Source organism: Rhodococcus sp. SB1D, from assembly GCF_048573875.1.
Taxonomy (GTDB): domain Bacteria; phylum Actinomycetota; class Actinomycetes; order Mycobacteriales; family Mycobacteriaceae; genus Rhodococcus_F; species Rhodococcus_F qingshengii.
Window position 1 is genome coordinate 591044 of record NZ_JBMAIQ010000002.1, and the last position, 15173, is coordinate 606216.

The window sequence follows — 15173 nt, forward strand, 5'->3', positions numbered from 1 at the left end:
AATCACGACACATTCGAAACACGAAAGAACTGACGGTCGAATTCACGTGACAATCGAAGTAGGTGACGCTCCCACCACTCGGGAGCGTCGCCGGGGGCCGATCGACCCGCGGCTGTGGCGACATTCCGCTTCTGCGCGCGGCTATCTGATCCTCACTGTTGCTCTGTCGATGGTGAACGTCGTGATGGTCATCGTCGCGGCGCTCATGATCGGCCGGGTGCTGGCCGGAGTGATCACCACTCGAACTGTGGATGTTTCCTCGTGGACAACCGAATTGGTTGTTCTCGCCGCAGCTGTGGCGGTCCGAGTTCTGGGGACCTGGTTGCAGACCAGGTATGCGCACCGGGCGTCGACTCGCGTCGTTGCCGAGATCAAGAACGGCGTGCTGACGTCGGCGACGGCGATGAGTCCTCGCGATCTGGATCCGCGGCGTGACGAGATCGCGACCGTGGTCACCCGAGGTGTCGACGGCCTTGGTCCGTACCTGACGGGATACCTTCCGGCCCTGGTCTTGTCGGTGACGCTGACACCCATCACCCTGATAGTCATTGCGGTGCAGGACATGACGTCTGCGGTCATCATCTTCGTGACGCTGCCGCTGATCCCCATCTTCATGATTCTGATCGGCTTGCTGACAAAGGGTAAGTCGGAGAAGACGCTGGCAGCGATGACCACGTTGTCTTCGCAACTGCTCGATCTTCTTGCCGGTTTGCCGACGCTGCGGGCGCTCGGTCGTCAGCAAGGTCCTGCCGAGCGCGTCCGTGAACTCGGTGACGCTCATCGGCGAACGACGATGTCAGCTCTCCGCGTCGCGTTCCTGTCCTCGATGGTGCTGGAACTGCTCGCAACGCTCTGCGTCGCGTTGGTGGCCGTGAGTATCGGCTTGCGACTGGTGTACGGCGACATGTCACTCGAGCCGGGGATAGTCGCGTTGATCCTCGCCCCCGAGGTGTACCTGCCACTTCGGATGGTGGGAACCCAGTTCCACGCCGCCGAGGACGGAATGGCGGCAGCCGACAAGGCATTCGAGGTTATCGAGGCGGATTCTGCCGCGCCGGAGGGTGGTAGCACGACGGTGGTCGCTCGAGGCGCCGACATCGTCTTCGACGGACTCGGTGTGGCCTCTCGTGGCGGAGTCGCACCGTCTCGACTTTCCGCCGTGGCGTCCCCAGGGGCGATCACCGTGCTCACCGGTCCCAACGGCTGCGGCAAGTCGACGGCAGTGCACGCGCTGCTCGGGTTGATCGAACCGAGCAGTGGGCGTGTGACGGTCGCCGGCGTCGATGTCCGAGACCTGGACGAGCACGCGTGGTGGAGTCAGTTGGCCTGGCTTCCCCAGCATCCGGTCCTCCTACCCGGCACCGTTCGTGAAAATCTCGATCTCACCGGGGTCGTCGATGCGCAAGCACTGACCCGCGCCGCTGCTGCGACGGGATTCGACGCGGTACTGGCCGAGCTGCCTGCGGACGTCGAGACCGTGATCGGCGTCGGCGGCACAGGTCTGTCTTTGGGGCAGCGGCAACGGCTGGCACTGACACGCGTGCTTGCCTCGGACCGCGCAGTTCTTGTCCTGGACGAACCCACCGCTCACCTCGACTCGGATTCGGAAGGGACAGTGTTGGCTTCTCTGAGAGCACGGGCGGAGCGTGGCGACACCGTTGTCGTGATCGGCCACCGTCCGAGTGTGCTTGCCGCAGCTGATCGGATCGTCGAGGTGCGCGCTCATGAGAAGTGACGCTCACGATCCGCTCCTGCGTGCTCTGCGGCTACTGGAACTTCGGCCACGACGCGTACTGACGGCGGTAGCGGCGGGTGTGGCAACACTCGGTAGCGCACTCGCCTTGGCCGCGCTGTCCGCATGGTTGATCACGCGGGCTTGGGAGATGCCTCCCGTTCTCGATCTCAGCGTCGCTGTGGTTGCCGTACGCGCGTTGGGAATCTCGCGTGGTGTCTTCCGCTACCTCGAGCGATTGACGACGCACGACGTCGCGTTGCGCGGAACCACCGCGGCGCGATCGAGGATCTACCAGCAGTTGGCCGCAGGAGATCCCGCGGCAGCAGCCGGACTACGACGCGGTGACCTGCTCTCACGTACGGGCGCCGACGTGGATGCACTGGGCGACGTCGTCGTCAAAGCACTGATCCCGATTGCGGTCTCGATTGTCCTCGCGTTTGCTGCGGTGGGAATCCTGTTGTTCATCTCGGTTCCGGCCGCGCTCATCCTGGCTGTTGCGCTGGCGGTGTCCGGGATCGCGGCACCCTGGCTTTCGGCTCGTGCTGCTCGTCTCGCCGAGGCCGACAGTTCTGCTGCCGCAGCGCGATTCAGTGAGTCCGCGGTGACCGCCCTCGACCATTCCGCCGAGCTCCGGGTATCGGGTCGCTTGGATCAGGCGGTGAGCGAGGCGGTCTCTGCCGAGAACGATGTGGTCGACGCAACCGATCGCGCGGCGGTCCCGAGTGCCTTTGCCGCCGCTGCCACGCCCCTGGCAATCGGAGTGAGCGTCCTCGGTGCCCTGCTGATCGGAATCTCGCTGTACGGAACCACCGACATGTCGCCGATGTCCATGGGAATCCTTGTACTGCTTCCGCTGTCGGCTTTCGAGGGAACCGCGATACTGCCCAGCGCGGCGGTGGCATTGACCAAGGCGCGGCTGGCGTCGGCACGCATCATGGCGGTACTCGATCGAGCCGACGCCGAACACGTTGAAGGAAATCGTGCGTGGCCGGAGGACGGGATTCTCAGCGTGCATGCATTGCAGGCGGGTTGGCCCGGGGGAAAGGTGACCGAACCGCTCTCCGTGGATCTTCCTCGCGGTGCCCGCGTTGCCGTCGTCGGCGAGAGCGGATCCGGAAAGACCACCGCGCTGATGACGATGGCGGGACTGCTGCCGCCTATCGCGGGAACAGTGCGCGTTGGCGGAGTGGATGTTTCGGAAGTCGATCCGGCCGAACTGCGCAGGCACGTCGGGTACTTCGCCGAAGACGCACACCTCTTCGAGACGTCGGTACTCGAGAACCTGCGCGTCGCGCGGGGTGACCTCACCGCCGAGGACGCGGAGAAGGCACTTGCCGCAGTCGGTCTCGGCGACTGGCTGTCGGAACTGCCTGAAGGGCTCGACACCTACCTGGTCGGCGGCATGCGAGCGGTTTCGGGCGGTGAGCGTCGTCGGTTGCTGTTGGCGCGCGCGATCGTCTCGCCTGCGGAGGTGCTGCTGCTCGACGAGCCGACCGAGCACATGGACGCGGAGGCGGGCGATCAGTTGCTCCGCGAGTTGCTCAGTCGCGACGCAACGCTGGTCGATTCTTCGCGAACGGTTGTTGTCGTTACCCATCAACTTCCGGCCGGTACTGGAGCTGACCAGGTGATATGCGTCGGAAAAGTTTCTGTGGAAAATACGTTGCCGTCATCGTGAAGTGGGCGTACTTTCTCCTGTACACAAGGAAGGAGGTGGTCTGAAATTGAAGTACAGACGGACGCGTGAGGTGGCTGCCAGCTAGCCGCAATCGCTGATGGAATTCACTTACCGCGTGAGCGGCCGGCGAATCCCAGGCAGCCACCCGACCCCCGAGCCCCCGATCAGTCCGACCGGGATCCGCGCGAAAGCGTGGGTGTGGCTCGGGGGTCGCTTCGTGCCGTGCGCCTTTATCAACCCCCGGCGGTTAATAAAGGCGCACAGCGTGGACAAGGATTAGGCCCCCACCATCCACCGCGCTCGAGGATCGCTCTGACCTCGGCTGCAGTTCGGCACGAGGCCCCCTCCACCTCCTCCCAACCGAAGACCAGTGTGGCGTTGCCTGACAGTTCGGATGCGTTTCCTCGCCGACGATCCCGCAGCGCAGTCGCCCGAGAAGAGTGGAAGGCAAATCCGTCGAGTCGAACGATCAGTGCGACACCGCAATTGCGGTAGTCGACGTCCTCGTAGAAAGTTCTCCCATCGACGAGGACCGGCGATTGCCGTCGTGCTTCCGGCAAACCGTGTGCTCGCTCGACCTCGATTGCGTAGCGATGCTCGAGTACCGACTGGACACCGCGATCCAACAGGTCCAATGTCGAGGACAGCGCTTTGACATATCGCCTCGGCCGGCGGCATTCCATTCGGGTGCGCAATTCCATCCGTGACACTTTGCACGCCGTGGCCGAGCGAACCAGAGAACGAGCGGCGTCGCGAGCCGACGGCTCTGCAACCGCCAGGTCAATTGCGGTGTCGGCCAGCGAAGTACGAGCAGGCTGAGTGGCAACGCCGATGTGGGCCTGAGCGCGTGAACGATGAACGATCACTCCGGGATGGGCAGTGGACCACCCCAACGGAACGGGGCGCGCCGGGGAGCGTTCGGGTCTGACCGTCGGACTCTGACAGCGCGAGGATCTGCCGTATCGGACCGTGATGTGGACCGGCAGTTCGGACTCGATGTGCGTGAGTCCCCACTCTTCAGCTGCCGTCCGGTGACTCAGGTAGGTCTCTCCGCCGCCGAACAGAAGGGCGGCCTCGAGAATCATTGCTCGGTTGAGCGGGCCGTTGGTGCTGGATTGAACGCCGTGGAGGACGGAAGTCCATTGACCCGATTCGACCAGATGTTGGATGCGCCGCGGTGAATAGCCGAAAGGGCGTAGTTGTTTGTTGGTCGCGAGTCCGTGTTGGAAGTCGAAGAGTCTTCGGAGATCAGGATCGATGTAGTCGCAGCTCATGCGAATACCGTCAGATCGCGGACCGACAAGAATCGGTCGAAGATGCCGCTCCGAAGCCCGCCTGTGGAATTTGTCGGTGCCTGTGGATAAATCTGCTGTGCGCCTTTATTAACCGCCGGGGGTTAATAAAGGCGCACAGCAGAGCTAGCCGATGTAGCGCGTCAGGCGGGCCGAGAGACGCGGTTCCAGGCCACCGTCAGACATGATCCGCTCTTCGACGTACGCGAGGTCGCCGCCTTCGACGATGCCGTACAGACGCTTCGCGCCGCCGTACAGTGCACCGGACTGGCTGCGGATCACCACGTCGGTGGCAAGTTCCCACGACGCCTGGGTGAGTGCGCGCCCGTAGTACATTTCGACGACACCGGAGCTGTGGCTGAGCAGGAGTTCGACCACTTCCTGGTTGACGCTGCCCGGGATGCCGTCGCCGCCCATGCGCCAGTAACCGCTCTCGCGCAGATCGGGGCTCACGTACTTGCCCTCGGCGTCGAGGCGCCAGGACCGGGACTCCCAATTGAGGTACGGGCCGCCGTCGTGCGAGATGACGATCTGCTGACCGAAGGCGTAGTCGCCGTTCTCGTCGTGTCCTTCACCTTCGCCGCGCCAGACACCGACGAGGGGGAGAAGCGCGAGGAGTTCGGGATTGATGTCCGGGCCGAGGCGCAGGTTTGCGGTGTCCTCCGGCAACGGAAGGTCCGGCAGGGTCGGAATGTTGAGCGACGCCGTCGACTTGGAGCGCTCGACGGCGATGGCGACAGCTTCGTCCCCGCTGCCGCGCCTCACGGCACCTGCAGCGGCGGAATCGTCAGCGGTCGCGTCGGACCCTGAATCCGGAGCCTGACTCACGACTCGTCGGTGACCAAGCGGTACACGACGTACACGGAGAACCAAGCGATCATGACGGATGCGAGTGCGAGGAGTACCTCGAAGAAAATGACCACGGGTACATCTTAGACCGCGGCGACCGACCGGAAAAATCGGGAGCCGGAATGCAGAAGGCCCCGCACCGGAGGGGTGCGGGGCCGCCTGACAAAGCAGGAATTACTTGCTGACGGTCACGTCCACGTTGTGCACGCCCGAGCCCTCGGGAGCGACGGTGGAGGTGCCGTTGCCCGAGCTGGACAGTGCACGCACGGTCCACTCGCCCGGAGCGGCGAAGAAGCGGAAATCGCCGGTTCCCGATGCCACGACCTCGGCCGTGAACTCTCCGGAGCCGTCGAGCAGACGCACGAATGCGCCGCCGATGGGCTGGCCGTCAGCTGCGAGAACGCGGCCGGTGATGACCGTTTCCTTCTCGACGTCGACGCCGGCAGGCAGGGTCTGGCCCTGGGTAGGTGCTCCACACATGATCAGGCTCCCAATTCGATCGGTGCGCCGACGAGTGAGCCGTATTCGACCCAGCTGCCGTCGTAGTTCTTGACGTTGTTCTTGCCGAGGATCTCCTGCAGGACGAACCAGGTGTGGCTCGAACGCTCGCCGATGCGGCAGTAGGCGATCGTTTCCTTGGTGTCGTCGAAGCCCTTTTCCGCGTACAGCTTGGCGAGGTCGTCGTCCGACTTGAAGGTGCCGTCCTCGTTGGCGGTGGTGCTCCACGGGATGTTGATGGCTCCGGGGACGTGGCCACGCTGCTGCGCCTGCTCCTGCGGAAGGTGGGCGGGAGCGAGGATCTTGCCCGAGAACTCGTCAGGGCTACGAACGTCGACGAGGTTCTTGCTGCCGATGGCGTCGATGACCTCGTCGCGGAAAGCGCGGATCGAGAAGTCGGGGGTCTCGGCCTTGTACTGCGTGGCTTCGCGGTTGACTGCGTCCTTGGAGAGCGGGCGTCCGTCGAGTTCCCACTTCTTGCGGCCGCCGTCGATCAGCTTGATGTCCTGGTGGCCGTACAGCTTGAAGTACCAGTAAGCGTAAGCGGCGAACCAGTTGTTGTTGCCACCGTAGAGAACGACGGTGTCGTCGTTCGCAATGCCTTTGGCGGAGAGCAGATCCGAGAACTGCTCCTGGTTCAGGAAGTCGCGTCGGACGCCGTCCTGGAGGTCCTTGCGCCAGTCGAGCTTGACTGCACCCTCGATGTGGCCGCCGTCGTATGCGCTGGTGTCCTCGTCCACCTCGACAAAAACGGTCTTGGGGGTGTTGAGGTTCTGCTCAGCCCAGTCAGCGGAGACTAGGACGTCGGAGCGAGCCATGGTGTTCCTTTCGATATGGTCTTGCATCGGTCGTTATCTAGCAGGGGTTCAGCAGGGTTGTGGGGCAAGCGTTTTCACGCGGTGGTAGCGCGGCCGGTATTTCGCAGCCTTGCGACGAGTGGATAGATCTGGCAGCCGAGGCAGATACCGAACGCGGCGTTGAGCAGGGCCGCGAACAAGGCGAAGCCGGTGGCAACGGTGCCGACGATCGTCGACCCGGCCAGGAAACCGACCGTGCCTGCCAATGCGAAGACGAGGCCGACGAACTGCGCGAAGCGCAGCGGTGCCACGGGTTCGCGTTCGCTGACCGGCGAGAGTCGCGGGGCGACGAGCTTGCCGAAGATCTGGCCGTACGGGCTGCGCTTGGGGCCGAGTACCGCTCCGACCGCGAAGACTATGGCCTGCAGTGCGAGAACGACGGTGGCGGCGGGCAGTGAGAAGGTCGAGAGGATGAGCGTGAGTACGAGAACGCCGGTGGTGACCCACGCGGCGAATCGAGGTCCGCGGACGTCGACCTGCTCGAGCTGGGGTGTGGTTGTGGACATCGGGAGTGCTCCTGCGCTGGATTGCATGATGCTGTGCCTGGACCGAGAAAACGGGACGTCAAAGTCCCACTCGGTGGATTGATCACGTGAGCGAAAGCTCGAAGGTCAGAGAGATCTGACGGATGTGGTGATCAGCAACAGGTACAGCAACAGCCCCCGAGGCGGCACAGGTCTACTGCGCGGCGTCGGGTGAGCATCAGCTCGTGGCGGGTTTGCACGTCGGCGAGTTTACCCCGAATTCTCGGATTTTGGCTCGTGGGGTCCGGATAGTGGTACGAGTGCAGCTTTCAGATCGGCTGCGGATGGCACTCCGGACACCCGGAACTGTTCCTCCAGGCCACCGTCGAGGATGAAGGTGGTGGGCAGCGAGAGGACACTCATCTCGCGTGCCAGAGCCGGTTCCTGGTCGATGTCGAGCTCGATCTCCACCGGCGGACGGGGAGCGTCGGCCATCGAGATCACGACCTGACCGACGACGCGGCGTACTGCCGCGCACGGTCCGCACCAGTCGGCAGAGAAATGCAGTACGACGGGTCCGCCGTTCGGCGAAGAGACTCCAGCGGCGCGGAGCAGTTCGAGGCGACTGTCCGCCGCGCCGGTCGCGGCCGGCGTGGTGACTCGGACCTTTCCGTTGCGCGACTTGAGAAAGAGCCCGACCGCGACGACGGCGACCAGCGCGACCAGCAGAATTGTGATCCCGGTCATCGGTTCTGCAGCTCTGCGAGATCGATCGTCGTGTTTTCGGCGCTGCCTTCGATCACGATTCTTCCGCCTTCCGCGTAGACCAGGCTCGGCTGAATTCCGTAGGGGAGTGCCTGCGGATCGATCGTGTAGCTGAACAGTCCGAGGACGACGGGTTCGAGTGCTGCGGGGATCGAGAAATCGGCTTTGCCCTCCGGACCGAAATACAGATTGCTGGCGACGATCTTGACCTGCCCACCTTCCAGAACCAGGTTGGCCTGCACGCTCACTGCAGTCTCGACCGGGCCGACGGCAACCGTTCCCGTCAGCACGACGGCGCCCGCGGTGCTCGCTCCGGTTCCGCCGCTGCCCCCGGTGCCATCCGACTTGTTGGCAGGCGGCGAAGATACCTGCAGGTCAGGGATATTGAGCAGCTTTCCGAGGTCGGTGGCGTTGATTCCCATCCGGCCGTCGAGTTTGTCGACGGGGAGTTGGGTGACATTGCCGTTCACGATGTCGGAGAAGGGAACGGTGACCCCGCGCAGATCGGCCTCGACGGTCACTTCGCCCACCACGTCGCTCTGGACGCCGGTAGCTCTGACGTAGACGTCCTTGTATTTCCCGCCGAGTGCCTGGGTGAGGAAGGGGAACCCGTTGAAGGTGACCTCCGGATCCGACTCGAGTGATGCGCCGGTTCGGAGCTCGCGGGAAACCCGGTACTCGGCGTACGCGGCCGCGCCGAAATCGGCCACCAGTCCGAGGCCGAGGAGAAAGACGATGCCGATGATCAGTTTGCGCACCGCACCATTGTGACGGACTCCGGTCGGGGTTCGATGCGACGGCCCCGGTACCAGGCACGCTAATGTAGGGACCGACCAAAAGCGTCGAACTACTCGAGCGTTGCCCTCACGGGTTGCGCGGGCTACTAGATAGGAGGCCGTGTGGAACTGCTCCTCCTCACCTCCGACCCCAACCCGGAAGCTGTACTACCGGCGTTGGCGTTGCTGGCGCACTCGGTTCGGCCTGCCCCCACAGAGGTTTCCTCGCTACTCGAGGCAAGTTCCGCGGACGTGGCATTGGTGGATGCGCGCACCGATCTGGCTGCCGCACGCGGGTTGTGTCGATTGCTCGGAAGCACAGGATCCGCAGTACCTGTGGTCGCCGTCCTCACCGAAGGCGGACTCGTTGCCGTCAACGCCGACTGGGGGTTGGACGACATCCTGCTTCCCGGTACCGGTCCGGCTGAGGTGGACGCCCGATTGCGGTTGTTGGTCGCCCGCAGCGGCGGTGTGGCCAGTCCGGAAGCGTCGGGAAAGATCACGCTGGGCGAACTGGTTATCGACGAGGGGACGTACACGGCACGACTGCGTGGACGGCCCCTTGATTTGACTTACAAGGAATTCGAGCTGCTCAAGTACCTCGCGCAGCACGCCGGACGGGTATTCACCCGGGCGCAGCTGCTGCAGGAAGTGTGGGGCTACGACTTCTTCGGCGGCACCAGGACGGTCGACGTCCACGTGCGTCGTCTGCGGGCGAAACTCGGCACCGAATACGAGTCCTTGATCGGTACAGTCCGAAATGTCGGATATAAGGCAGTGCGTCCGACCAGGGCCAAGGGTGGCGCAGCTGCTCCCGTTCAGTTCGAGGACGACGAGGACGTCGACTACGACGCGGCCGACGGATCGGTGGTCTGACGTGGGTTGGACAGATTCACTGCCGGCTGGATTCGCCGAGCAGGTTTCCGCGCTTCTCGATCGCGCAACCGAGTTCGACGGCAAGGCGCCCGTGTCGGAACAGGGGCGCCATGCCGTTGCCGGGCGCGGCGGCGCGCGACACTTCCTCGAACTCGACGGCGATGCGGTCGTCGGTTATGCGCAGCTGCAAGCCGGTTCGGACGAGCATCCCGACATGGCGGAGTTGGTGGTCGACCCGCAGGCGCGGCGCCGCGGCATCGGAACCAGGCTTGCCGCAGCGGTATTCGACGAGGGCCGGCCGGGCACGCGTGTCTGGGCGCACGGAAACGTCGACGCCGCAGTCGAATTCGCCAAGAGCCTCGATCTGGTCAGCGTTCGTGAACTCCTGCAGCTGCGTCGACCACTCGATGCTCCGCAGCTTCCGGAAATCGTTGTGCCCGAAGGTGTGACGATTCGGACGTATGGTGGACCCGAAGACGATTCCGAGATCCTTCGCGTCAACAATGCGGCCTTCTCCTGGCATCCCGAGCAGGGTGGCTGGACCCAGGCGGAGATCGACGAGAGAACGGCCGAAGGTTGGTTCGACCCTGCTGGTCTGTTCATGGCGTTCGCGGACACCGATCCCGATACTCTTCTCGGCTTTCACTGGACCAAGGTGCACGCACCCGAAGGTGACGATCCGGAGCTGGGGGAGGTGTACGTCGTGGGGATCGATCCCGCGGCGCAGGGACGAGGTCTCGGCCGAGTGCTGACTCTCGCGGGCATGCATTACCTGCGTGATCGCGGCCTCGGAACCGTCCTTCTGTACGTCGAAGGCGACAACACGGCCGCCCTCCACACGTACGAACGACTCGGCTTCGATCGGTTCCACGTGGACATGGCTTACGCCCGCGCGCTCTGACGTCACAGTCGGACACGCAGAAATGTCCAGTCTGTTCATTCTCCGTTAACCATGTGTGGTCCAGCCGGACACCGCGCCCGCCTACTTTTCTCTGTGGGCAGCGCCGTGTTGCCTGATGCAGATTTCAATCATTCTGCGTCTCATGTCGCCGCCCGATCGTGGGCGTGGCGGTAGCGATTTCCGGAGGATCTTGGTGAATCTCAAGCGCAGTGGTGCCCTGCTCGGTGTAGTGGCCGTGGGCGCCATGACCTTGGCCGCATGTGGCAGCGACAACAACTCGTCGTCGACGGGTGTGGACGCGTCCGCATCGAACGCAACGTGCGAAGGCAAGAGCAACCTCTCTGCCGCTGGTTCCTCGGCACAGAAGAACGCCATGGACCAGTTCGTCGCCACTTACATCTCCGTGTGCCAGGAAAAGGGCAAGACGGTCAACGTCGCGTACAACCCCAGCGGTTCGGGCGACGGTCGTACACAGTTCATCGCCGGCCAGATCGACTTCGCCGGCTCCGACTCGGCCATCAAGGACGAGCAGGCCGACAAGGCCAAGGAGCGTTGCGTCGGCGGCGAAGCCTGGAACCTTCCCCTCGTCTTCGGCCCGATCGCAGTTGCATACAACCTCGACGGCGTCGACAAGCTCGTTCTCAACGCAGAGGTTCTCGCGAAGATCTTCAACGGCGGCATCACCAAGTGGAACGATCCGGCAATCGCCGCGCTCAACTCCGGTGCATCGCTTCCCGACGAGAAGATCACCACCGTGATCCGCTCCGATTCCTCGGGTACCACCGACAACTTCCAGAAGTACCTCGACGCGGCATCGAACGGTGCTTGGACGTCGGGCGCAGGGTCCGACTTCACCGGTGGCGTCGGTGAGGGCGCCAAGGGTTCGGCGGGCGTTGCACAGGCAGTTGCCACGGCACCGGGTTCGATCACCTACGTCGAGAAGTCGTTCGCCGATCAGAACAAGCTCTCGGTTGCCGAAATCAACATCGGCTCCGAGGCAGTCGCACTGACCAACGACACGGCCGCGAAGTCGATCGCAGGCGCGAAGTTCAAGTCCGACGCAACCGGCGACCTGACGCTCGACCTCGCGTCGATCTTCAAGACCAACGAAGCCGGCGCCTACCCGCTGGTTCTCGCCACGTACTCGATCGTCTGCTCCAAGGGCTACGACGCGGACACCTCCGCAGCAGTGAAGTCGTTCCTGACGAGCGCGGCCAACGAGGGTCAGGCCAACCTGGCCGAGCAGGGTTACGTCCCGCTGCCGTCCAACGTCCAGGATCGCCTCAACGCGTCCATCACGGCAATCAGCTGACCTAGAGACTCGTGCGGACAAGCTCATGGATCTACATTCAGACGTGAAGGAAGTGAGCGCGCATGAGTGACGCGCCCATCACCTCGACATCTCGTTCTCCCGGCCCCGCAACCAGCGGGGCCGGGGTGGGCGGTCCGAACGGCACCACGGAGGACACGATTACTTCCACCAAGGCTCCAGAAACCGAGCATCCTCCGAAGGGTGACGGTCCGGGTAGCGGCAACAGCAAGACGGTGACCCGTCCGGGTGACCGCATCTTCAGCTCGCTCGCCTCCGGTTCGGCAATCTTCATCACGGTTGTCATCGCGGCGATCGGCGCGTTCCTGATCTGGCGTGCTGTTCCTGCTTTGAGCCGGAACCAGGTCAACTTCCTGACCAGCCGTGAATGGGTCACGCAGAACATCAACGCGATGGCGTTCGGTGTCCTCGATCTTTTCCAGGTCACGGTGTTGGTCTCGCTGTTCGCACTGGTGCTCGCGATGCCGATCGCACTGGGCATTGCGATCTTCCTGACTTCGTACTCACCCAAGTGGCTCACGCGGCCACTGTCGTACACGATCGACCTTCTGGCAGCTGTGCCGTCCATCGTCTACGGCCTGTGGGGACTTCTCGTCTTCGCTCCGGCGATCACCCCGGTCGCGGTGTGGCTCAACGACACTCTCGGCTGGTTCCCGCTCTTCGCCGACGGCAGCGGATCGATCACCGGCGGCGGCACCATCTTCACCGCAGGCATCGTCCTCGCCGTGATGATCCTTCCGGTCATCACCGCAGTGACCCGCGAGGTGTTCATCCAGACCCCGCGATCACAGATCGAAGCCGCACTCGCCCTCGGCGCCACGCGCTGGGAAGTTGTGCGCACCACGGTCATCCCGTTCGGTAAGTCCGGCTACATCAGCGGCTCGATGCTCGGTCTCGGACGCGCACTCGGTGAGACGATGGCGCTCTACCTGATCCTGCGCACCACCTCTCAGGCCTTCGGCTGGTCGCTGTTCGACGGCGGCTCGACCATCGCCTCCAAGATCGCCCTCGGCTACGCGGAGTTCAACAACGACATCCAGGCAGGCGCGTACATCGCGGCCGGACTGGTGCTGTTCGTACTGACCTTCGTCGTCAACGCGGCTGCCCGCGCAGTGATCGCCGGAAAGAAGGACTGACCCATGACCTCCACTCTGGACCGGCCGGTCAAGGCCCCCACTTTCCAAGGCGTCGGCGCTCGTCGTCGTGCCAAGGACGTCATCGCGACCATCCTGGTGAGCCTGGCAGTCGTCATCGCGCTCATCCCGTTGGTCTGGGTGCTCTTCACGGTCATCGCCAAGGGCCTGCCCGCTCTGACGTCGCCTACCTGGTTCACCAACTCGCTGAGCGGATTGACGGCGTCGGCCGACGGCGGCGGTATCTATCACGCATTGATCGGCACCCTGCTGCAAGGCATCGTGTGCGCGGTCTTCTCCATCCCGCTCGGTATCTTCGTCGCGATCTACCTGGTGGAGTACGCCGACCGGAAGTCGAAGCTGGGCAAGCTGACCACGTTCATGGTCGACATCCTCAGCGGTGTTCCGTCGATCGTGGCTGCGCTGTTCATCTACGCCCTGTGGATCGCGACCTTCGGCTTCCCCAAGTCCGCGTTTGCGGTGTCACTGGCTCTGGTCCTTCTGATGGTCCCGGTCGTCATCCGCTCCACCGAGGAAATGCTGCGCATCGTCCCGATGGATCTGCGAGAGGCGTCGTACGCGCTCGGTGTGCCGAAGTGGAAGACCATCTCGAAAATCGTTCTGCCGACGGCACTTCCCGGCATCATCACCGGCGTCATGCTGGCCCTGGCCCGCGTGCTCGGTGAGACCGCACCGCTGCTGATCCTCGTCGGCTACGCACCGTTCATCAACTTCGACCTGTTCAACGGCGAAATGGGCACACTGCCTTCCGTCATGGTCGCCGAGATGAACAACCCCACCGACGCCGGCACCAACCGCATCTGGGGCGCAGCACTGACCCTGATCCTGCTGATCGCGATCCTCAACATCGTCGCGAAGCTGATCGGTCACTTCTCCCAGGTCAGAAGTAAGTGATGCGGCCTCGGAACATGTTCGTACTCAACAGCGTCAACAACTCAGTAGGGAGCCGGTAATGGCCAAGCGTCTGGATCTCAAGGACGTCAACATCTACTACGGCAAGTTCCACGCCGTCGCCGATGTGGGCCTGTCCGTCCCGCCCCGGAGCGTCACCGCCTTCATCGGCCCGTCCGGTTGCGGCAAGTCCACCGTTCTCCGTTCACTCAATCGCATGCACGAAGTGATTCCCGGTGCGCGCGTCGAGGGTTCGGTGCTGCTCGACGGCGAGGACATCTACGGCTCGAACGTCGATCCGGTCGGTGTTCGCAAGACCATCGGCATGGTGTTCCAGCGACCCAACCCCTTCCCGACCATGTCCATCAAGGACAACGTCGTCGCGGGCTTGAAGTTGCAGGGCGAGCGCAACAAGAAGAAGCTCGACGAGGTGGCCGAGCGTTCGCTGCGCGGTGCCAACCTGTGGAACGAGGTCAAGGATCGCCTCGACAAGCCCGGTGGCGGCCTCTCAGGCGGTCAGCAGCAGCGTCTGTGCATCGCGCGTGCCATCGCGGTCTCGCCCGACGTCCTGCTCATGGACGAGCCGTGCTCCGCGCTCGACCCGATCTCGACTCTCGCGATCGAAGACCTGATCACCGAGCTGAAGAAGGACTTCACGATCGTCATCGTCACGCACAACATGCAGCAGGCTGCGCGTGTGAGTGACCAGACGGCATTCTTCAACCTCGAGGCAACCGGCAAGCCCGGTCAGCTCGTCGAGATCGACGACACCGAGAAGATCTTCTCGAACCCGACGCAGAAGGCCACCGAGGACTACATCTCCGGCCGCTTCGGATAGGTCCCGGGATCAACCCTGCACGATCATGTTTCACCCCCGTTTCCAACAGGAGACGGGGGTGAAACTTTTTGGTTGTGGTGATAGTTCCCACTCCGGTGCGCAGAGCTGAGCGTCGTTGGGCGCCCGAATAATTCGATGAGCAGCGCAAGTGCGCCGAGTTGGCGCTGAAGTAGCCGACGACGTGAATCTCGTGGATACTGACGACGCTTCGGACAATGCTAATCTCGGCCCGACAGCACGCTGTCGATCGATGTCGTTTCACAACCGGA

At 63.5% G+C, this 15173-nt stretch carries 16 protein-coding genes; 8 read left to right on the plus strand and 8 right to left on the minus strand.

Annotation, left to right across the window (positions count from 1 at the left end):
• Positions 1-46: 46 nt before the first annotated feature.
• Together cydD and cydC are read left to right on the plus strand one after the other, a co-directional pair.
• Positions 47-1735: a thiol reductant ABC exporter subunit CydD gene (cydD, locus tag ACN50D_RS08380; RefSeq protein ID WP_211920828.1), complete on the plus strand. Its 1689-nt coding sequence runs from the start codon at positions 47-49 to the stop codon at positions 1733-1735.
• Complete coding sequence (cydC, locus tag ACN50D_RS08385; RefSeq protein WP_211920827.1) at positions 1725-3413, plus strand: thiol reductant ABC exporter subunit CydC; 1689 nt, start codon at positions 1725-1727, stop codon at positions 3411-3413. The genes cydD and cydC overlap by 11 nt, the downstream gene beginning before the upstream one ends.
• A 233-nt stretch (positions 3414-3646) precedes the next feature.
• On the opposite strand, the gene ACN50D_RS08390 is transcribed toward cydC, so the two are convergent.
• The 8 genes from ACN50D_RS08390 to ACN50D_RS08425 all read right to left on the minus strand — a co-directional run bounded on the left by ACN50D_RS08390 (position 3647) and on the right by ACN50D_RS08425 (position 8896).
• Entirely contained in the window at positions 3647-4687 is a 1041-nt protein-coding gene (locus ACN50D_RS08390) for a type IV toxin-antitoxin system AbiEi family antitoxin domain-containing protein (RefSeq protein ID WP_063315846.1), read from the minus strand.
• A 144-nt stretch (positions 4688-4831) separates the two neighbouring features.
• The gene (locus ACN50D_RS08395) at positions 4832-5470 is read right to left on the minus strand and encodes an FABP family protein (protein ID WP_039973378.1); all 639 of its coding nucleotides are present in this window, start codon (positions 5468-5470) and stop codon (positions 4832-4834) included.
• A gap of 258 nt (positions 5471-5728) precedes the next feature.
• Entirely contained in the window at positions 5729-6034 is a 306-nt protein-coding gene (locus ACN50D_RS08400) for a DUF1416 domain-containing protein (protein ID WP_003939797.1), read from the minus strand.
• 2 nt (positions 6035-6036) lie between these two features.
• Positions 6037-6870 carry a sulfurtransferase gene (locus tag ACN50D_RS08405; protein ID WP_003939859.1) on the minus strand — a complete coding sequence of 278 codons (834 nt, stop codon included), beginning with the start codon at positions 6868-6870 and terminating at the stop codon, positions 6037-6039.
• Between the two features lie 74 nt (positions 6871-6944).
• Positions 6945-7415 (minus strand): DUF4395 domain-containing protein, encoded by a 471-nt coding sequence (locus ACN50D_RS08410; protein WP_073512792.1) that lies wholly within the window; start codon positions 7413-7415, stop codon positions 6945-6947.
• Between the two features lie 131 nt (positions 7416-7546).
• Positions 7547-7633 carry a putative leader peptide gene (locus tag ACN50D_RS08415; protein ID WP_350318872.1) on the minus strand — a complete coding sequence of 29 codons (87 nt, stop codon included), beginning with the start codon at positions 7631-7633 and terminating at the stop codon, positions 7547-7549.
• A gap of 10 nt (positions 7634-7643) precedes the next feature.
• Positions 7644-8120, minus strand: coding sequence for a thioredoxin family protein (locus ACN50D_RS08420; RefSeq protein ID WP_073512761.1), 477 nt, complete (start codon positions 8118-8120; stop codon positions 7644-7646).
• Positions 8117-8896: an LmeA family phospholipid-binding protein gene (locus tag ACN50D_RS08425; protein WP_003939847.1), complete on the minus strand. Its 780-nt coding sequence runs from the start codon at positions 8894-8896 to the stop codon at positions 8117-8119. Before ACN50D_RS08425 ends, ACN50D_RS08420 begins: the two co-directional genes overlap by 4 nt.
• A gap of 141 nt (positions 8897-9037) precedes the next feature.
• Here ACN50D_RS08425 and ACN50D_RS08430 point away from each other — a divergent pair, with 141 nt between their 5' ends.
• From ACN50D_RS08430 to pstB, 6 genes are all read left to right on the plus strand, one after another.
• Positions 9038-9790, plus strand: a complete 753-nt coding sequence (locus tag ACN50D_RS08430) for a winged helix-turn-helix transcriptional regulator (protein WP_003939728.1) — start codon at positions 9038-9040, stop codon at positions 9788-9790.
• Position 9791: 1 nt separating this feature from the next.
• Positions 9792-10691 (plus strand): mycothiol synthase, encoded by a 900-nt coding sequence (gene mshD / locus ACN50D_RS08435; protein WP_007733842.1) that lies wholly within the window; start codon positions 9792-9794, stop codon positions 10689-10691.
• Positions 10692-10884: 193 nt separating this feature from the next.
• Positions 10885-12003, plus strand: coding sequence for a phosphate ABC transporter substrate-binding protein PstS (gene pstS / locus ACN50D_RS08440; RefSeq protein WP_211921068.1), 1119 nt, complete (start codon positions 10885-10887; stop codon positions 12001-12003).
• Between the two features lie 62 nt (positions 12004-12065).
• The gene (pstC, locus tag ACN50D_RS08445; RefSeq protein WP_007733846.1) at positions 12066-13157 is read left to right on the plus strand and encodes a phosphate ABC transporter permease subunit PstC; all 1092 of its coding nucleotides are present in this window, start codon (positions 12066-12068) and stop codon (positions 13155-13157) included.
• Between the two features lie 3 nt (positions 13158-13160).
• On the plus strand, positions 13161-14069 hold the full coding sequence (gene pstA, locus ACN50D_RS08450) for a phosphate ABC transporter permease PstA (RefSeq protein WP_003940100.1): 909 nt from the start codon (positions 13161-13163) through the stop codon (positions 14067-14069).
• A gap of 58 nt (positions 14070-14127) precedes the next feature.
• Positions 14128-14904 (plus strand): phosphate ABC transporter ATP-binding protein PstB, encoded by a 777-nt coding sequence (gene pstB / locus ACN50D_RS08455; RefSeq protein WP_211920825.1) that lies wholly within the window; start codon positions 14128-14130, stop codon positions 14902-14904.
• Positions 14905-15173 lie beyond the last annotated feature (269 nt).